The organism is Microbacterium californiense (assembly GCF_047246625.1).
In the GTDB taxonomy this organism is placed as follows: Bacteria; Actinomycetota; Actinomycetes; order Actinomycetales; family Microbacteriaceae; genus Microbacterium.
The window spans coordinates 544,594-563,051 of record NZ_JBFOKQ010000001.1; the positions used below are offsets into that span (position 1 = coordinate 544,594).

16 protein-coding genes are annotated in these 18,458 nt (G+C 72.8%); 7 read left to right on the plus strand and 9 right to left on the minus strand.

Annotation, left to right across the window (positions count from 1 at the left end):
- Positions 1–24 precede the first annotated feature (24 nt).
- The 5 genes from hpf to mtrA all read right to left on the minus strand — a co-directional run bounded on the left by hpf (position 25) and on the right by mtrA (position 5,641).
- Positions 25–681 carry a ribosome hibernation-promoting factor, HPF/YfiA family gene (gene hpf / locus AB3M82_RS02690; RefSeq protein ID WP_412955442.1) on the minus strand — a complete coding sequence of 219 codons (657 nt, stop codon included), beginning with the start codon at positions 679–681 and terminating at the stop codon, positions 25–27.
- Between the two features lie 93 nt (positions 682–774).
- A complete protein-coding gene (locus AB3M82_RS02695; protein ID WP_412955443.1) occupies positions 775–1,449 on the minus strand; it encodes a ComF family protein in 675 nt (224 codons plus the stop codon).
- 104 nt (positions 1,450–1,553) lie between these two features.
- Positions 1,554–3,275: an LpqB family beta-propeller domain-containing protein gene (locus AB3M82_RS02700; RefSeq protein WP_412955444.1), complete on the minus strand. Its 1,722-nt coding sequence runs from the start codon at positions 3,273–3,275 to the stop codon at positions 1,554–1,556.
- A complete protein-coding gene (mtrB, locus tag AB3M82_RS02705) occupies positions 3,272–4,954 on the minus strand; it encodes an MtrAB system histidine kinase MtrB (protein WP_412955445.1) in 1,683 nt (560 codons plus the stop codon). Before mtrB ends, AB3M82_RS02700 begins: the two co-directional genes overlap by 4 nt.
- A gap of 6 nt (positions 4,955–4,960) precedes the next feature.
- A complete protein-coding gene (gene mtrA, locus AB3M82_RS02710; RefSeq protein ID WP_412955446.1) occupies positions 4,961–5,641 on the minus strand; it encodes an MtrAB system response regulator MtrA in 681 nt (226 codons plus the stop codon).
- A 96-nt stretch (positions 5,642–5,737) separates the two neighbouring features.
- Between mtrA and AB3M82_RS02715 the strand changes: the two genes are divergently transcribed.
- The 5 genes from AB3M82_RS02715 (at position 5,738) to AB3M82_RS02735 (ending at position 11,339) form a co-directional block, all read left to right on the plus strand.
- Positions 5,738–7,195 carry a hypothetical protein gene (locus tag AB3M82_RS02715; protein ID WP_412955447.1) on the plus strand — a complete coding sequence of 486 codons (1,458 nt, stop codon included), beginning with the start codon at positions 5,738–5,740 and terminating at the stop codon, positions 7,193–7,195.
- On the plus strand, positions 7,192–7,833 hold the full coding sequence (locus AB3M82_RS02720; protein ID WP_412955448.1) for a DUF4129 domain-containing protein: 642 nt from the start codon (positions 7,192–7,194) through the stop codon (positions 7,831–7,833). Before AB3M82_RS02715 ends, AB3M82_RS02720 begins: the two co-directional genes overlap by 4 nt.
- On the plus strand, positions 7,830–9,011 hold the full coding sequence (locus tag AB3M82_RS02725) for a DUF4350 domain-containing protein (RefSeq protein ID WP_412955449.1): 1,182 nt from the start codon (positions 7,830–7,832) through the stop codon (positions 9,009–9,011). Before AB3M82_RS02720 ends, AB3M82_RS02725 begins: the two co-directional genes overlap by 4 nt.
- 96 nt (positions 9,012–9,107) lie before the next feature.
- Positions 9,108–10,031 (plus strand): AAA family ATPase, encoded by a 924-nt coding sequence (locus tag AB3M82_RS02730; RefSeq protein ID WP_412957990.1) that lies wholly within the window; start codon positions 9,108–9,110, stop codon positions 10,029–10,031.
- Positions 10,032–11,339 (plus strand): DUF58 domain-containing protein, encoded by a 1,308-nt coding sequence (locus tag AB3M82_RS02735; RefSeq protein ID WP_412955450.1) that lies wholly within the window; start codon positions 10,032–10,034, stop codon positions 11,337–11,339. It begins immediately after the preceding gene.
- A gap of 12 nt (positions 11,340–11,351) precedes the next feature.
- Here the strand turns inward: AB3M82_RS02735 and AB3M82_RS02740 are convergent, their stop codons facing one another.
- A complete protein-coding gene (locus AB3M82_RS02740; RefSeq protein WP_412957991.1) occupies positions 11,352–12,344 on the minus strand; it encodes a stage II sporulation protein M in 993 nt (330 codons plus the stop codon).
- Between the two features lie 16 nt (positions 12,345–12,360).
- Between AB3M82_RS02740 and AB3M82_RS02745 the strand changes: the two genes are divergently transcribed.
- A complete protein-coding gene (locus AB3M82_RS02745) occupies positions 12,361–13,170 on the plus strand; it encodes an RDD family protein (RefSeq protein WP_412955451.1) in 810 nt (269 codons plus the stop codon).
- 14 nt (positions 13,171–13,184) lie between these two features.
- Here the strand turns inward: AB3M82_RS02745 and AB3M82_RS02750 are convergent, their stop codons facing one another.
- Positions 13,185–13,391 (minus strand): DUF3499 family protein, encoded by a 207-nt coding sequence (locus AB3M82_RS02750; RefSeq protein ID WP_412955452.1) that lies wholly within the window; start codon positions 13,389–13,391, stop codon positions 13,185–13,187.
- Positions 13,392–13,470: 79 nt separating this feature from the next.
- Between AB3M82_RS02750 and AB3M82_RS02755 the strand changes: the two genes are divergently transcribed.
- The gene (locus AB3M82_RS02755) at positions 13,471–13,899 is read left to right on the plus strand and encodes a metallopeptidase family protein (protein WP_412955453.1); all 429 of its coding nucleotides are present in this window, start codon (positions 13,471–13,473) and stop codon (positions 13,897–13,899) included.
- Between the two features lie 13 nt (positions 13,900–13,912).
- On the opposite strand, the gene AB3M82_RS02760 is transcribed toward AB3M82_RS02755, so the two are convergent.
- Both AB3M82_RS02760 and AB3M82_RS02765 read right to left on the minus strand, forming a co-directional pair.
- The gene (locus AB3M82_RS02760) at positions 13,913–15,295 is read right to left on the minus strand and encodes a DUF5719 family protein (RefSeq protein WP_412955454.1); all 1,383 of its coding nucleotides are present in this window, start codon (positions 15,293–15,295) and stop codon (positions 13,913–13,915) included.
- Positions 15,292–18,372, minus strand: a complete 3,081-nt coding sequence (locus AB3M82_RS02765) for a glycosyltransferase (protein ID WP_412955455.1) — start codon at positions 18,370–18,372, stop codon at positions 15,292–15,294. Before AB3M82_RS02765 ends, AB3M82_RS02760 begins: the two co-directional genes overlap by 4 nt.
- Between the last annotated feature and the right edge of the window lie 86 nt (positions 18,373–18,458).

The window sequence follows — 18,458 nt, forward strand, 5'->3', positions numbered from 1 at the left end:
CCGAGCCGGGCCCTTCGCCGTACGTCAGGAGGCGAGCGCCTCCGCAGGCGGCGCCTGTGCCGTGAGGGCGATCACCCCGTAGTCCCATCCCTTGCGGCGGTAGACGACGCTCGGGTGATCCGTGCGAGCGTCCACGAACAGGAAGAAGTCGTGGCCGACGAGCTCCATGCGATCGACGGCTTCCTCGACCGTCATCCACTCGGCGTCGAAGCTCTTGGTGCGGATGACGACCGGCGAGTACTCCTCTTCCTGGTCGTTCTGCACGGGGATGCTGCCGGTGGCGACGGCCTGCAGGACGTCGACCGAGGCCGGCTGCACGTCGATGCCCTCGAGCGATCCGCTGCCCTTCTCGAAGTGCGGGCCCCTCGGGTGCTGCCGTCCGTCGACGCGCTTCTCCTTCGCGCGGCGCAGCTGCTCGGCCATCTTGTCGATCGCCAGGTCGAGGGCGACGAACTTGTCGCCGTCCGTCGCCTCGGCGCGGACGACCGGCCCCTTACTCACGAGGGTCAGCTCGACGGTCTCCTCGGGGACCTGTCCGTTGCGGTACACGCGGTGGGTGACCTTCACATCCAGCCGTTGGGCGCGCGCCGCGAACGTCTGGATCCTGGCGATCTTCTCTTCGACAACGGTTCGGAAGCGATCGGTGATACCCACTCCGACGCCGACGATGCTCGTTTCCATTGCTGCCTCCTTGTCGGGTCCACCCGGCCAAGGGCGGACCGTGGTCGCCTTGTGACCACCCACCGTAGTCCGCCCCGGAGCGGAAGTCACGGGTCAGTTGCTCCGTGTCTTCGCCGAGTTCGCGGTGAGTTCGCTGTGCTTCGGCGTGGCGGCGAGCGCGACGGCCGAGAGGACGTCGAAGCCTGCGGCGCGAAGGGCGCGGGCCGCCTCGTCGAGGGTCGCGCCGGAGGTGACGACGTCGTCCACGAGCACGACGGACGCCCCGTCGCCCCGGCGACGGGCGCGCATGCTCCCCCGCACGTTGTCGGCGCGTTGCGCGACGCCGAGCCCGCGCTGATCCGCTCGACGGCCGACGGCGCGCAGGAGGGGAGAGGGCGCCCGGCCCGCACGGCGGATCAGCAGGTCGGGGACCCGGTAGCCGCGCCTCCGGAACGCCGCACGCGAGGTGGGGACGGGGACGACCAGCGCGGGGGCGCTCAGGTCGTTCGGGAAGGTCGCGGCGAGCGCCTCGCCGAGGGGGCGAGCGAGGAGGGTCTCGCCGTCGCCCTTGAGACGGCGGATGCAGCGCGCCGCCACGCCCTCGAACGGCAGCAACGCGCGGACGCGCAGTCCGGCGGGCGTGCGGAGGAGCACGCGGTCGGGCCGCAGTCGTCTGCGGCAGTCCGGGCAGAGCACCGTGCCCGGTTCGTCGCATCCGGCACAGGTCGCGGCGAGCGCGAACGCCAGGAGCTCTTCCGTCAAAGCGTGCAGCCGGGGACGAGGGTTCATGCATCGATCCTGGTCGCGCCCCTGTGCGGCATCCTCCCCTCCCTCCAGCTTCCGTGGCGGGGAAGGTGCGGAGTCGGGATGTGCAGGATCAGTGACGTGCGAACTCACTGCCCGGCGCGGGTCGCGAGGACGCGGACGTCGGTGGCGACCTCGCGCCACGCGGATCCGGCGTGCGCGTAGAGCGAGCCGCCCGCGAGGATGCGCGTTCCGGCCGCCGTGCGGGCGCCCGCGAGAGACGTCGATCCGGTCGGCGCCGTCTCCACGAAGCCGACCCCGCCGACCATCTGGGTCAGCAGGTCCGGACTCGACGGATCAGCCAGGACGCTCAGCCGGTAGTCGCCGACCCACGCCAGCCCCTCCACGTCGCCCTCGATCTGCGTCAGCTGCTTGAGGGGACCGAGTTCGACGGGCACGCCCGTCTCGTCGCGGACGATCGCCGCCACGACGATCCACTGCTGCCCTCCGACCGCGACCACCGCCGCCACTCTCGCGCCGTCGCCGGACACCCGCAGGCGCAGCACCGACGACGCGTTCGGCCACGCCCCCGCGATCTGGCGGGGCGAGACATCCGGTTCCCAGGCCTGCAACGCAGCCGGTTCCCCGGCCGGCACCGTCCAGGTGTACCCGTACGGATCGAGCGAGGGCGGTACCACGGACGGCGGGGTGTCCAGCTCGTCCAGCCGACCGTCGGCCGCGAGGTACACCCGGCCGTCGGCCAGCTGCACGGCCGCGCGCGAATCGTCGGCGGCCACGTCGATCGAGGCGATCGGGTCGGCGATGCCGAGGATCTCCTCGCTGATCCCGTCGAGGGGTGTGATCTCGTCGCCCACGATCGCCCCGAACGCGTCGGCGGCGAGGATCAGCGGGCCGGTCTCCGGGGTCGGCTCGACCGTGTCCGCCAGCGGAGCGTCGAGCGCGCGGCCATCGACCACGAAACGCACCTGCGAGATCCGCACGCCGGCGGCCCGCAGGGTCTCCTGCAGTTGCGTGCGCATGCGGCCGAGCGTCGTCTGATCGAGCGTCGACGCCGCGCGGGTCAGCGCCACCTCCGCCACCTGGGACGAGTTGATGGGCACGGCGTCCTGGGCGAGCTGCACGTCCGCGGGGAAGGCGCTCTGCACGGCGGGCTCGAGCCACTCGCTCGGAGCCCCGCCGATCAGAGCCTGGGCGACGGTCGTCGCGATGCTCGCCCTCCGCGGGAACCAGCGCACGTCCGGAACGAGCCGCGACCAGGTGCTGTCGAAGTACTGCAGGGGGTAGCCCTCGAACACTCTGGAGAACCGCTCCTGGTCGATGACGGTGCCGTCGGGGGCCTGCGAGATCCGCCACTCCCCGTCCGGTTCGCGCTCGACCGCGAACGCGAGGTTGGAGGGGCCGGGCGAGGGCGAGTACTCCCCCGACTCGTCGACGCTGGCGACCTGATCGAGAAGCACCTGCACCTCGGCGGTCTCCGCTTCTTCGACGGTTTCCTGCCCGACCGACGACGCGACGGTGCGATCGAGTGCCGAGACGTCGACGGCGACCCCGGTGCCCGGCCGCCACGACCTCTGCATCTCCGGAGTGAGGAAGCGGCGCGCGATCTCCCAGTTGTCGGCCGGTGTGATCGCCGCCTCCATGAAGCCCTCGACGATCTCCTGCGGGTCGGCTCCGGGCGCGGGGCCGGAGGCCAGGGGCAGGAAGTCCGTGTCGTCGGGCGACTCCCCGAGCTCCAGCCCCACGTTGACGTCACCGCTCGTGGGAAGCCCCGTGCAGGCGCTCAGCGCCAGGGCGCCGATCGCCACCACGGCCGCGGCGCGCAGCATCTGTCGGATCATCCGGTCGCTCATGCGCGATCACCGCCCTCGAGGAGGTCGCGGGGGACGTCCGCCAGGGAGATCGGCTGCGTCGCATCTCCGAGCTCCGCGAGCGGCTCCTGGGGCTCCACCGCCACCGGGCTCGGGCCGTCGATCGTCGGGCCGTTGCGGGGAAGGGTGAGGACGAAGTTGGTACCCACCCCGAGCTCCGACCAGACGGCGAGCGTTCCGCCGTGCAGCGTCGCGTCCCCGAGCGCGATGGAGAGACCGAGACCCGTGCCCCCGATGGTCCGCTGCCGCGACGGGTCGGCGCGCCAGAAGCGATCGAAGACGCGGTGCGCGTCGTCCGGATCCATCCCGAGGCCGGAGTCGCGGACGCCGGCGGCGACGGCGTGCTGGTTGCTGTCCACCGTGATCACCACGGGCCGCCCCTCCCCGTGCTCGATGGCATTGCCGATCAGGTTGCGCAGGATGCGGCGCACCCGACGCGGATCCATGTCGACCGGCGAGTATCCGCCGGGGGCGACCAGGCGCAGCTCGGAGCCGCGGCCCTCGGCGAGGGGACGCATCTGTTCGATGACGTCCTCCGCCACGTGCGCGAGGCTCGTCGCCTCCAGTTCGAGCTGCACCGACCCCGCGTCGTACCGGCTGATCTCGAGCAGGTCCGACAGCAGCGTCTCGAAGCGCTGCACCTGCGCGTGCAGCAGCTCGGCCGCGCGGGCGGTCACGGGATCGAACTCCGCCCGCTGGTCGTTGAGCATGTCGGCGGCCAGGCGGATGGTCGTCAGCGGAGTCCGCAGCTCGTGCGACACGTCGGACACGAAGCGCTGCTGCACCATCGACAGCTCGCCGAGCTCCTTGATCTGCGACTCGATGCTGTCGGCCATCGCGTTGAAGGAGCGACCGAGCGTCGCCAGCTCGTCCTCGCCGTGCACCTCGAGGCGGACGCCGAGGTCCCCGGACGCCAGCCGGGCACTGGTCTCGGCCGCCTGGATGATCGGGGTGGAGACGGTCCGCAGGACGATCCAGGAGATCACGGCGACGAGGGCGACGAGCCCGATGCCGGCGATCCACAGGGTGCGCTGCACGAAGACCAGCGTCTGATCGGCATCGGAGAGGTCGTAGGCGAAGTAGATCTCGAAGGGGCCGGCCTCGGGAACGACGAGCTGCTGGCCGACGATGATCCCGGGCACCGTCCCGCCGCCCTCGACCGGCAGGGCGACCGACTGCCACGCCTGCCGGTCGTCGAACTCGACCACACGCGCGCGGAGGCCCTGGCTGAGCAGGCTCGCGCTGAGTCCCGCGGTGAAGCCGTTGAGGCGCACGCCGTCGGCGTCGGAGTCGATGCGGATGCCGGTGAGCTGGTCGGCGTTCGAGTTGCGGGCGATGCCCTCCTGGATCGTGTTCCAGAGGTCGGCCAGTGCGGCCGGATCGTCGCCGACCTCCGCGACGTCGAGCGTGCTCTGGGCCACGTCGACGGCGCGCCGCGCGTCTTCGAGCGCCTGATTCTTGCGCGAGACGAAGAGGTCGTTCTGGATTACCAGAGCCATGGTGATGCAGGTGACGAGGATTGCCAGCGACGTCGCGACGAGGGTCACCGCGAGCGTCCGGAAGCGGAGCGACCGCCGCCAGAGCGCGGCGAGCACGGTCGGCCATCCGCGCCAGTCGCGAAGCACCGCGATTGCCGTCGTCGTCGTCGGAGTCGCGGCCATGCGTCGCTAGATCGCGCTGCCGGCGCGGTAGCCGACGCCCCGCACCGTCATCACGATCTTCGGGTTGTCGGGATCGAGCTCGACCTTCGCGCGGAGCCGCTGCACGTGCACGTTGACCAGGCGCGTGTCGGCCTTGTAGTGGTAGCCCCACACCTGCTCGAGCAGCATCTCGCGGGAGAACACCTGCTGCGGCTTGGAGGCCAGGGCGACCAGGAGCTGGAACTCCAGGGGCGTGAGGGCGATGGGGTCGGCGCCCCGCCGCACCTCGTGGGCGTCGACGTCGACGGTGAGATCGCCGACGCGCAGCTGCTCGCTCGCGGTCTGCGTCACCGGACGCAGGCGGGTGCGGATGCGCGCGACCAGCTCCTTCGGGTTGAAGGGCTTCACCATGTAGTCGTCGGCGCCGACCTCGAGCCCGCGGACCACGTCGGCGGTGTCCGTGCGCGCGGTGAGCATGATGATCGGCACGCCCGACTCCGCGCGGATGCGCGTGCAGACCTCGATGCCGTCCATCCCCGGCAGCATGAGGTCGAGGAGCACGAGGTCGGGACGCTGAGTGCGCCACTCCTCGACGGCGCGCCCGCCGTCGGCGCAGAACACCGGCTCGAAGCCCTCCGTGCGCAGCACGATGCCGATCATCTCGGCGAGCGCCGTGTCGTCATCGACCACAAGGATGCGTGAGGTCATACCTGTTACCTTATGGCACCGCGTCTCACCATCCCCAGGTCTCCGCACCAGCAGCGGGATATGGCACGATGGAGGCGCACAACGGAGGGAACCCGAGTGACTGCCCAGAGCTGGACCCCCGCCCCGCGGAGGGGCATCATCCCCCTGCACCCGCTCACATTCGGCACCCTGCTCGGCAAGGCCTTCGCAGCCCTGCGTCACAACCCCAAGGTGCTGTTCGGCTTTGCCGTGGTCGTCCAGCTCGTCGTGACCGTGGTCACCGCCGCCGTGCTGGGCGTGGTCCTTGTCGCCACCTTCTCCCGTCTGATGACGCTGACCCCCTCCTCCCCCGACTTCGAGGCCGTCATGTTCGGCACGATCGGGATCAACATCCTGGTCACCGTCCTGATCGCGCTGGCCTCGGTCGCGTTCACCGCCATGATGCAGGGCGTCGTCGCCGCCGACATCGGCTATGCCGCGATCGGCGTGAAGGCCTCGCTCGGAATGCTGTGGAGGAAGATGCTGCCCGCCTTCTGGCGGCTCATCGGCTTCTCCGCGCTGGCGATCGCCGCCGTGTTCGGCGTCGGGATCGTCGTCGCGCTCATCGTCGTGGGTCTCATCGCCGGCGGCGTGAACGGCGGACAGGAGCTGGTCGGCATCGGGGTGGTGGTGATCGTGCTGATCGTGCTCGCGTGCATCCCCCTCTACGTGTGGCTGAGCACGAAGCTGCTGCTCGTGCCCTCCGTCCTGGTGCTGGAGCGCGGGCGCTTCCGCGAGGCACTGGTCCGCTCCTGGCGGCTGACGCGTGGCCGGTTCTGGGTGGCGTTCGGCGTCACGGCGCTCATCGGCGTGATCATGAACCTCGCGATGCAGGTCGTGGGCGTGCCCATGTCGCTGCTGACGCAGATGTTCGTCGGCGTGGTCGCCCCCACCGGTTCCGAGGACGTCGGCAACATCATCGGCATCGTGCTCCTGGCGCTCGTGCCGCAGATCCTCGTGATCGCGCTGCAGGCCGTCACCCTCGTGGTGCAGAGCACGGCCGGGGCGCTGGTGTACCTCGACTGCCGTATGCGGTACGAGGGCCTCGACCAGAGCCTCGTCGCGCACGTCGAACGCCGCGAGCTCGGCTGGACCGAGGAGCAGCTCGGCGACCCGTACGTCGTCGACCCCGCGCGCGCCGTGACGAGCGCTCCTCCGCCCCGGCAGCTGCCCGAGCACGTCCTGATGACGGCGCCGTACGCCGGCGCCCCGGGCGGATACCCCTATCCCGGCCAGCAGGGAGCTCCCTACGGATACGGCGCACCGCAGCCCGGCCCGTCCGCGCCCGGGTACCCCCCGGCGCCCGGATACGCGCCGGCACCCGGCTACGCCCCGACACCGGCGGGCCCTCCGGCGGCGCCCCCCGCCCACGCTCCCGTGCCGGGCTACGCCGCCCCGGCATACGCGCCACCGCCCCCCGGCTCCGCCGCTCCTCCCCTCCCGCCGTACGGAGCGCCCGCCCCGGCTGCCCCCGCGCCCGGCTCCCCCGCCGGGTCCGGATGGGCTGCGCCGGGCGACGGCGACGCCACCGCATGATCCGACGGCTCGACGACCTCTTCGTACCGGACGGCGACGAGGCGCGGCGATGGGCGGAGGAGGAGCTGTCCAACTCGAGGTACGCGGACGCGAAGCCGACCTGGTTCGACTATCTCGCCCGTGACATCGGCCACTTCATCCGCGACCTGTTCAGCACCGGCAACGGCGAGGCGGTCGGACCGGCGGCTCTGATCGTGGTCTGCGTGCTGATCGGGGCCGCCCTGGTCACCGTCCTCCTCATCTGGGGGCGGCCGCGGCGATCGCGGGCCGTCCGTGGCCCATCGGCCGGTCTGCTCGGCGCCGACGACGACCGTTCGGCGGCGCAACTCCGCACGGACGCCGAGCGCAGTGCGAAGGCCGGCGACTGGGACGCCGCGACGATCCTGCGCTTCCGCGCACTGGCGAGGGATCTCCTCGAGCGCGATCTGATCGACCCCGCACCGGGTGCGACCGCACAGGCCATCGCCCGGGAGGCGAGCGCCGTCTTCGCCGACGAGGCGAGCGCCGTGCGCAGCGCGGCGAGCGCGTTCGACGATGTGCGGTATCTGCGGCAGCCGGCCACGGCCGAGTCCTACCGCGCGCTCTCCGACACGGATGACCGGCTGCGCGCCCGCCGTCCGCAGGGGGTTCCGGCATGACGCTCGTCGAGGACTCCCCCGCGTCCACGGCGGAGGTGCGCCCGCCCCGGTGGCGCTCCGTCGTCGGATGGACGTTGATCGCCGTGCTGCTCGTGGGCGTCGCGTGGATCGGCATGCAGGTCGCGGCGACCGCGCCGAGCGAGACGCGGTCCCTCGACCCCGAGGGCCGGGACGACGTGGGCGCACTCGCTCTCGCCGAGATCCTCCGCGATCGGGGCGTGGACGTGCACGTCTTCCGGTCGCGGTCGGACGCTCGGGCCGCGATCGACGACGACACCACCCTGGTGATGAGCAACCCCTACACCCTCAGTGACGAGGGTCTCGCCGAGCTGCTCGCGCCGGCGGAGCGCGTGGTATTCCTCTCGGCGGGAGCGCACCTGCTGTCCGAGCAGGGCCTCGGACAGTATGCCGCGGCATCTCTCACGTCGGCATCCGCAGACTGCGTCGTGCCGGAGTTCGCGGAGATCGGCACGATCGTGCCCGACCGGCTCTTCGTCGCGGCTGACGGAGTGCAGAGCTGCTTCGGAGACGCCGAGGGGGCGGCGGTGCTCGTCGCCGAGTCGGACGGAGTCCGCACGACGGTCGTGGACGGCACCAAACTCTTCAGCAACGCGTACCTCGCCGAGGACGGCAACGCGGCCCTCGGGCTCGCGCTCCTCGGGCAGACCCAGCGGGTCGTCTGGTACGTGCCCACCCTGGGCGATTCCGACGTCGAGGCGTCGACCGCCGAGACGCTCGGCGACCTCACCCCGCCCTGGGTGACGCCCGCCATCCTCCTGCTGCTCCTGTCCGGCGTCGCGGCCGCCGTGTGGCGCGGGCGTCGCTTCGGCCCTCTCGTGTCCGAGACGCTGCCCGTGACGGTCCGGGCATCCGAGACCATGCACGGCCGCGCCCGTCTCACGGCGCGTGCGGGCGATGCCCCGCATGCCGCCGCCGCTCTGCGCGACGGAGCGCAGCGCCGGCTCGCCCGAGGCCTCGGTCTGGCCGCGCGGGCCACCACGGACGAGATCGCCGACGCGGCGTCCGATCGTCTGCGCATCCCCCGGGGCACGCTGCAGACCCTGTTGGGCGGCGCCCTCCCGACCGACGACGCGTCCCTCGTCGAGTTCGCCCGGCGCCTCGCCGAGCTGGAGGACGCCGTCGAGAACAGCCGCCCCGCAGATCGAGGCGACCGATGACGACGACCACCGACCACCCCACCCTCCCGACGGAAGCAGAGGCCTCACGTGACCGCTGACCACATCCCCGCCGACGACGCTCCGCTGCGTCACGCCATGCATCGCGTGCGCAGCGAGGTCGACAAGGCCGTCGTCGGGCAACCCGGCACGGTGACCGGGCTCCTCGTCGCGCTGCTCGCCCGCGGCCACGTGCTCCTCGAGGGCGTCCCTGGTGTCGCCAAGACGCTCGTCGTGCGATCCTTCGCCCGGGCGCTGGGCCTGGACACCAAGCGCGTGCAGTTCACCCCCGACCTCATGCCGGGCGATGTGACGGGCTCCCTCGTGTACGACGCCCGCACCGGCGAGTTCGACTTCCGCGCCGGCCCGGTGTTCACGAACATCCTCCTGGCCGACGAGATCAACCGCACGCCCCCGAAGACCCAGGCGGCGCTGCTGGAGGCCATGGAGGAGCGCCAAGTCTCGGCGGACGGTGCCAGCCGCCCCCTCCCGGACCCGTTCCTCGTGGCCGCGACCCAGAACCCGATCGAGCACGAGGGCACCTACTCCCTCCCCGAGGCGCAGCTCGACCGCTTCCTGATGAAGCTCGTCGTCGGGATGCCGGAGCGCGACGCGGAGGTCGGGGTGCTCCGGAAGCATGCGTCGGGATTCTCCCCGCGAGAGCTCACGGGTATCGAAGCGGTCGTGACGGCGGACGAGATCCGCGCGGCCCAGGACGCGGCGGGACGGGTCGAGGTCACCGACGACGTGCTCGGGTACGTCGTCGACCTCGCGCGCGCGACCCGGCAGTCCCCCTCCGTCGAACTCGGCGCGAGCCCGCGAGCGTCCACCGGACTCCTCGCGGCGGCGAAGGCCTGGGCCTGGCTCAACGGCTCGCCCGCCGTCACGCCCGACCACATCCAGACGATGCTGGTACCGGTATGGCGCCACCGGCTGCAGCTGCGGCCGGACGCCCAGATGGAGGGGGTGTCGGCCGACTCGGTGCTGACCTCGGTGCTCCAGCAGACCCGGGTGCCGATCTAGGTGTTCGTCACCGGTCGCCTCGCCCTCGCCCTCGCGGTCGGCGTCGTCCCGCTGGTCCTCGCCGGACTCGCGGGCTATCCGGCGTACGCGGTGTTCGGCGGATGGCTCGGGCTCTGCACGGTGCTGGTGGCGGTCGACGTGGCGTCCGCTGCGAGCCCGCGATCCGCCACCGTCACCCGACGCGTGCCGAGCCGTACCCGCCTCGGGGAGCCTGTCCCCGCGAGCGTCGCCCTGCAGAACACCGGATCGCGGACGCTGCGAGCGCTCCTCCGCGACGCCTGGCAGCCCACCGCCGGCGCACCCTCCACGCGCGTACCCCTGGAGGTGCCTCCGGGTGAGCGCCGGCGCGTCGCGATCCCGCTGCTGCCGCGCCGCCGCGGCGAGCTCGTGAGCGAGTTCGTGGTGATCCGCTCCCGCGGCCCGCTCGGACTCGCCGGACGGCAGGCGACCCACCGGGTGCGCGGCGCCATCCGGGTGCTCCCGGCATTCTCCTCCCGCAAGCACCTCCCCTCGCGGCTGGCCCGCCTGCGCGAGCTCGACGGCAACACGAGCATCCAGGTGCGGGGCCAGGGCACCGAATTCGACTCGCTGCGCGAGTACGTCCGCGGGGACGACGTGCGCTCCATCGACTGGCGTGCGACCGCTCGCGCGGGCACCACGATGCTGCGCACCTGGCGCCCCGAACGCGATCGGCACGTGGTCGTGATCATCGACACCGGTCGGACCGCCGCCGCGCGGGTCGGCGACGGCACACGCGCGGACGCGGCGCTCGAGGCCGCGCTGCTCCTCTCGGCGCTCGCCTCCCGCGCCGGCGACCACGTGCACCTGCTCATGTACGACCGGGTCGTACGTGCGCGCGTCACGGGTGTGGAGGGCGCCGCTCTGCTCCCTGCTCTGACGGATGCGATGGCGCCGGTGCACGCCCGGCTGGTCGACACCGACTGGCACGGCGCGTTCGCCGCCGTCCGCACGCTCACCACCCGTCCCTCGCTGATCGTCGTGCTCACCGCGCAGGACGCGGCCGAGTCCGCTCGGGGGTTCCTCGGGGCCTTCCCCGACGCGTCGCGCGCGACCAGCATCCTCGTCGGATCGGTCACCGACGCAGAGATCACCGACCTGGCGCGGCGCCGCGGGTCGCGCGAGGAGGTCTATCTGGCGGCCGCCGCCGAGCGGACCCTGCGCGACGCCGAGAACGTCGCCGACGCGATCCGGCGGGCGGGCGGCGAGGCCATCGCCGCCGATCCCGAGTCGCTGCCGCCGCGCATCGCCGATCGCTACCTGGAGCTCAAGGCCGCCGGACGGCTCTGAGGCCTCCGCGGATCAGCCGGCCACCAGGCGCGGGGTCCCCGCCTCGTACTCCACGAGATCGCCCGTCTGACCGCGGCGATGGGCTCGCCCTCCGATCACGACCATGTAGACGAGGAAGACGGCCAGTGCGGCGGCCCCGATGCCGATCTTGACCGGCCACGGCAGCGCCCATCCGGTCACGAAGCCCTCGACGAGTCCCGCGAGGAACAGGGCGAAGACCAGCCCGAGGGCGACCGTCGCGAGCGAGCGCCCTTCCGCCGCCAGCGACTCCCCCCGCGACCGCTGGCCGGGAGCCGCCCAGGACCAGAACACGTGCAGCCCTGCGGCGGCGGCCACGAAGATGCACGTCAGCTCCAGCATCCCGTGCGGGAGGATGTAGAGGAGCATGACGTCGCCCTTGCCGTGGGCGATCATGACGGCTCCGGACACGCCGATGCCGAATGCGTTCTGCGCGATCATGTACACCGGCCAGATCCCGGTCACACCGAACAGCACGCATTGGAGGGCGATCCACGCGTTGTTCGTCCACACCATGCCCATGAAGGTGGCGGCGGGGTTCTCGGTGTAGTACCCGGTGAAGCTCTCATCGGCGTACTGCTGGAGGGCTTCCGGCGTGCCGAGCGTCGCCACCCGTGCCGGATCGCTCGCGATCCAGAATGCGGCGACGGCCGCGATCGCCACGAACGCCACCGCGACGGCGAGCGTCGTCCAGCGCAGCCGGTAGAGAGCTGCGGGCAGCTGCAGTGCGAAGAACCGGCCGGCCTGCGTCAGGACGCTGTCGCCGGCCCCCGTGAGCCGCATGCGGGCGCGGACGAGGATGGTCGACAGGTAGGCGCCCTGCGGCGACTCGCCGACCGAGGTCTTCAGCTCCGCCAGATCGGCCGACGCCGCCCGGTATCGGACGATCAGCTCGTCGACCCCCGCGCCGTCGAGCGACGCTCTGCTGAGGGCGTCCAGACGCTCCCACTCGGCGCGGCGGGCATCGGTCAGCGCATCGGCATCCACCTGGTTTACTGTACTCATGTCCGCGCCGATCGATACGTCCGACGAGGTCCTCTCCGGAGAAGCCGTCGCGATCGACGTGCAGCCCGTGGGCTTCCTGATGCGGGCGCTCGGCGCTCTGATCGACATGGCGATCGGCTTCGCGGTCTTCGCCCTCTGGCTGTTCCTGCGCATCTGGCTGCTGAACGCGGGCCTCCTGACGGACGCGACGGATCGGATCGCCAACGTGCTCTCGATCGTGGTCAGCTTCCTGGTGATCCCGGTGGCCGTGGAGACCGCCACGCGGGGGCGCAGCCTGGGCAAACTCGCCGTCGGCGGACGCATCGTCCGGGCGGACGGCGGCGCGATCGGATTCCGGCACGCCTTCATCCGCGGACTGCTGGGCGTGCTCGAGATCTACATGACCTTCGGCGGCGTCGCCGTGCTGACCGGCGCGGTGACGCACCGCTCGCAGCGACTCGGGGATCTGGTCGCGGGAACCTACAGCCAACGGGTGCGCACGCCGCGTCTGATGCCCCACTCGCCGGTGCTCCCGCCCGAGCTCACCGGCTGGGCGCAGATCGCTGACGTGGCGCGCATGCCCGACCGGCTGGCGCGGCGCATCTCGCAGTTCCTCCAGGCCGCCCCGCGGCTCACCCCGGGCGCGCGAGTGCGCGTGGCACACGATCTGCTGGCCGAGGCGACGCCGTACGTGTCGCCGCTGCCCCCCACCTCGCCCGAACGGGCGCTGGTCGCGATCACGGTGCTGCGACGGGAACGCGAGCACCGCGCGCTCGTCGCCGGCGATCGTCGCGCGGAACGCCTCACGGGTCGTCGCGTCGGCGTCTGACCGCGGCGTCGCCGTCAGGCGCGGAGCGCCTCGTGACGGACGACGAGCCATCCCGCAGGCACCGAGAGCCGCTCGGCATGCGGAGCGCACAGGTCGTGCGCGTGCGGGTGGCGGGCCAGCCCCAGCGGTCCCAGTGCCGCCATCTGGTCGCCGTAGTCGTACGTCAGGGTCGCGACCGCTTCTCGCGCGCAGCCCACCTTCGAGCAGAGTCTTCCGTCCATCCCGGTCAGGCTATGCCTCGGCCGATCGGCGCCCGGGATGCCGCGCCGCGGAGTCGGACACACCGCCTAGACTTTCGTCATGCCCCGCCGACGTGCGTTCCGCGCCACCGCAGCCCCCCGCCGCGGAGACCGCCACGGTCGCCATGGTCGCCTGGGACGCAGCGAGGTCGTCAAGCCGCCGCTGGCTCCGCTCGACGGGCGGCTCGATCGCTTCGACCTCGCCGTCGGAACCGCCGTGGAGTTCCTGCGCGGCACGTGGCCGGAGCTGCAGCAGGTCCGCTTCGAGATCGGCGCGATGCCGACCTCGGTGTCGGCCGACGAGGTGCCCCGGTGGCAGCTCGACCATCAGAACCGTCGGATCGTGCTCTTCCGCCTGCCGATCGAGCGCCTGCTCCCTCCCGGGCACGACGACGGCGCCCACCGCCGCATGGCGATCGAGAGCGCCGTCTTCCGCGCTGCGGCGGAGTACGTCGGGCGTGAGCCCTGGGATCTGGGCCACGACCGCTGATCCCCGGCGCCGCTCAGGGGTAGACGGTGATGCTCTGCTCGGCTCCCGCGCCCTGGGCGAGCGGCCAGGCCGCCAGTGCCCCCTCACCCCGCATCGTGATCGCCGCCCGAACGGGTCCGGCCGAGCGGAGCAGGTAGACGGCGTCGGGATCCACGTCCACGCTCGCCGAGCTGCCCGCGGGGACGACGACGTCGCGTGCGCCGTCTCCGTCGGCCTCGCTCAGCGTCACCGTGACGTCGCCGTCGTCGGCGCTCACGAGGTGCAGCTGCGCGGCCGGGCCTTCCGGCACGGCGAAAAGCGCGTCGCCGTCGATCTCCGGGGCCGGCGTCACCCAGGCGAAGTCGGAGCCGAGCCCGAAGCCCTCCTGCTGACGCACCGCGGCCACGACCGGCGCATCGGCCGTGATGTCGACGCTGTATGCCCCCGGGGCGAGATCGCGGAGCGAGATCTCCTGCGGCATCCCCGCCGGCAGCGGCACGGTGAACTCCTCCGCCGTCGATGCGGAGCCGGTGGCACGCACCGTCACGGTGGCCTGCGTCTCGTCCGACGGGGACAGGAGGCGCAGTACCGTCATGTCGGAGTTGTCGCCCTCGCCGTCGAAGGTGAGGACGCCGGCGACCGTGAGATGCTGCTGGGCGGCGGGCACCGCGTCCTGCAGGTCGATCCCGGCGGGATCGAGGGTGCGGACGAACGCGGACTGCAGCACCGCGCGCACGGGCGCCCCCTCGGCCGAGACCTGCACCACGGGGGCGGCGTTGCCTGCGGCGAGGGACGACAGCGGCCAGGCGGCCTGACTGTTCGCGGGCACGACGACCGTGCGCTCGCTGCGCGACTCGCCGTAGATCGACAGCGTGACGGTCGAGGCCACCGCGGCGGCGTTGGTCACGACGATCATGTCCTTGGTCCCGGTGGCGACGCTGCCGCCGACGAGCCACGAGTCCAGTCGGCTCTCGCCGCACGGCAGGGCCGCGAAACCGGCCAGGTCCGGCGCGGATGCCGTGAGCGACTCGGCGGCGGCGATCAGCGATGCGGAGCGTCCGTCGACCGTGCCGGTGAGCTCGAGCAGGGGGCCGGGATCCGCGAGCATCGGCGTGGAGAGGGCGCTCTCCATCGGCTCCTCCCCCGTGCTCCCGGTCGTCATCGCGGGGGTTCCCGCGGATCGCTGGGCCAGCGGGTCGGACAGGTCTCGGCCGATCGCGCGCAGGTCGCCGTTGCACACGAGGAGGGGCGCGCCCGGCGAGGGGGTCACCTCGACCTGCGCAGCCTGGTGTGCCACCTCGGGCCAGGGCGCATGGATCGCGGCGACGGTGCCCACGACGCACGCCACGGCGACGGCCGCGCCCACGGCGACCCGGGCACCGTTCGCGACGATGCGGATGGCGCGTTCGCGACTCATCGCTGCTCCTCCTCTGCGTGGACGATCCCCGGGCGGGCGGCGGCGACGGCCGGCGGCGCGTCCTCCCCCGCCTCCGCTTCCGCCTCGGGAACCGAGGGATCATCCGGTGCGCCGGCGTCGGCGGCATCCGCCCCGGTCGGCGGATCGGCCGGGGACGACGCACCGTCGGGATCGGTATCGGGGCCGGTGTCCGCGACGACGGCCTCGGCCTCCTCTTCGTAGGGGTGCTCCTCGTCCCGGACGTCCTCGTGCCGACGGGGCAGCACGATCGGCTCGTCGGGTGCTCGCCCGACGATGCGCGACTTCGCACGGGCAGCGCGTCGCGACGCCCGGGTGGGCAGCGACAGCAGCAGGGCCGCGAACACGACCAGCAGCTGCAGCGTGGTGACGAACCCGGCGTTCTGCGCCTGCGCGGCGGTCAGTCCCGCCGGCTCCGCCACGTCTCCCTCGACGCGCCAGAGCACTCCGCGGACGGTCGTGCCGGCGTGCACGAACCCGGCACGCTGATCGATCTTGGTCACCGCCGAGGTGCGCAGCGCGCGGGCCTTGTCGGCCTCCTCCCCCGGCACCTGCGCGAGGAGCACGTAGCCGACGCCCAGGGAGGCCAGCTGGCCGGAGGCGTCGAAGTCGCGGGCGGAGATCAGATCGACCGCCGCCGTGGAGACGTCGGTGCCCAGCGGCCGCTCGGCGGTCGAGATCAGGGTCGTCTGTGCGTTCAGGGTCTCACTCGCTCCCCAGACGACCTCGGCGGCAAGCCCTCCGTCGTTCTGCGGCGTCAGCACGAGGGTGCCGATCGTCCGGTCGCCCGCCGCTTGCGCGGCGACGTAGGCGGGGAGGGTGGACGTCGGCCCGTCGGTGAGCACCGACCGCCCCATGTGGAAGGCCGTCAGCGCGGGCACGGCGCAGACGATCAACGCGATCGCGGCGACGCCTGTGGCGATGGTGCGCAGCACCGGCATGGTGACGGCGGTGTCGAGCGTGACCAGAGCGGCGCCGACGAGGCCGATCCACGCCAGGCTGAGTCCGGCACCGGGCCAGATCGCCACGGGGGCGCCCTGCGCGAACGTCACGGCGATGCCCGCGGCGAGGAACGCGGTCGCCAAGCCGGCGAGGGCGACGACCAGCAGCGTGATGCCCGCCCGCCAACGGGGCGCGATCGCCGAGGCGAGGGCGAGCAGGGCGAGTGGCGCGCCGAGCACCGCCGCCCAGGATCCCACCGGGGCGAGGCCGAAGGAGCTCCAGCCGGCGAAGTCCGCCGTCGGGAACCCGGTGGCGATCGCGGTGCGCCCGGCGACGTCCGCCGCGGCCTGGGGTCCCGCCCACGGCATCCCCGGGTCGCCGAGGAGGGCGAGGAGGGAGCCGTGCTCCAGCTGCCAGAGGATCAGCGGGGCGAAGAGGGCGAGCGCCGGCACCGGCAGCCAGAGCAGGCGCACGGCGCCGCGGAACTGGGCCGTGCCGAGGGTGATGCCCAGAGCGATCACCCAGAGGAGCAGAAGTGCCGGGACGAGCGACGGCGAGCAGGCCGCCACCGCGGCGAAGATCAGGGATGCCGCACCGGCCGCACCCCAGGAGCGGTGGGCGACGACCGCGGCGTGGAACAGCCACGGCAGCAGCAGGTGCACGAGGACGCCTGTGGGTCGTCCGTCGACGAGGGCGGCGAGGAAGGTCGGCGCCGCCGCCCAGGCCACGCCCGCGAAGATGCGCAGGCCGGCGCGGTCGGTGACGCGGGTCGCGGCGAACCATCCGCCCAGGACGGCGAGGGGAAGGGCGAGGATCCAGAGGAGGACGAGCACGAACGACGGATGCCCCGGCCACAGCGAACCCAGCACCGCGGTCACCGCGGCGAACGGATCGGCGGGCCCGACGACGTCGATCCCCAGACCGCGCATGCCCCAGCCGGCATCGTGCCACAGGCCGGTGACCGTGTCGCGCAGGGGCAGCAGCGCCCCTCCGCCCAGCGCGGGCCAGGCCAGCAGCGACGTGAAGCAGACGATGCTCACCACCAGAGCGGTGAGGACGGCCCAGGCTCCGCCGCCGGAGAAGAAGTGCAGCTCGCTGACCGCGCCGCCCTCGCTGCCGTGCCCGTCGTCCAGGCGGCGCTTCAGCTGGGACGAGGTGACGCGGAGCGGGGCGATGCTCGTCCACGACGCCGTGCGGAACGAGCGGATCGCCGCACGCGAACGGCTGACGGCGCCGAAGCGCAGCAGGGCCACGACGGCCGCGCCCCACTCCGGTGCCACCGCCTCCGGCCGCTTCCCGACCAGGTGCGCGAGGGAGCGCCAGAGCGCGAGCGGAAGAAGACTGAGCCAGTGCAGGGGCAGCAGAACCGGGCGGGCGTACGAGAGCCGACGGTGGAGTTGCGCGAGCCGGGTCACGTAGGCCCGCCGCGTGCGCCCGGAGGGAAGGGCGGCCGGACCGTCCGGCGACACGGAGATGCGCGCCGCAGGAGCCAGCACCACTCGTCCGCCGCCCAGTCGCGCGCGGACGCCCAGGTCGAGGCCCTCGTCCGCGCCGGCGAGGGCGGGGTCGGGACGCAGGGCGTCGCGGACCTCGGATCGGATGAGGATGCCGCGCACGTCCGCGCCCAGCGCCTCGTCGACGCCGTCGTGCTGACCCTGGTCGAGCTCACCCGCGGCGAGTTCGACGCTGCGGCCCAGCGAGGTCATCGTGACGCCCAGCGACACGATCTCCCGTTCGTTGTCGGTCGCCACGAGCTTCGGGGCGACGATCGCCGCGGACGGCCAGCGCTCGAGCATCCCGTTCAGCCGCTCAAGGGCACGCGGATGCGGGGCCGTGTCGTGCGCGAGGAGCCAGACCGCGTCGCCCGGCGCCACACGCGGCCGCGCCAGCTCGACGGCGTCGGCGAAGGACGTCGACGATCGCGTCTCGATGATCCCCTCGACCGTGCTCGCGACGGATTCGCTCTCGCGGGCGGTGCGGGCGTCGCCGCACATGACGAGGGTCACGGCGGACGGCGCCACGGTCTGGGCGCGGACCGCCTCCAAGGTGCGGAGCAGCTGCGCACGGGCGGTGGCTCCGGGGCGCGCGACGATGATGGCGTGAACTCGGGCTGGCATGACGTGGTCAGCCTATGCGCGGAATCACGGACGTCGAGGCAGCGTCTCCGGCGCGCCCGCGAAGCTCCGCGCGCTGCGGCACCGGG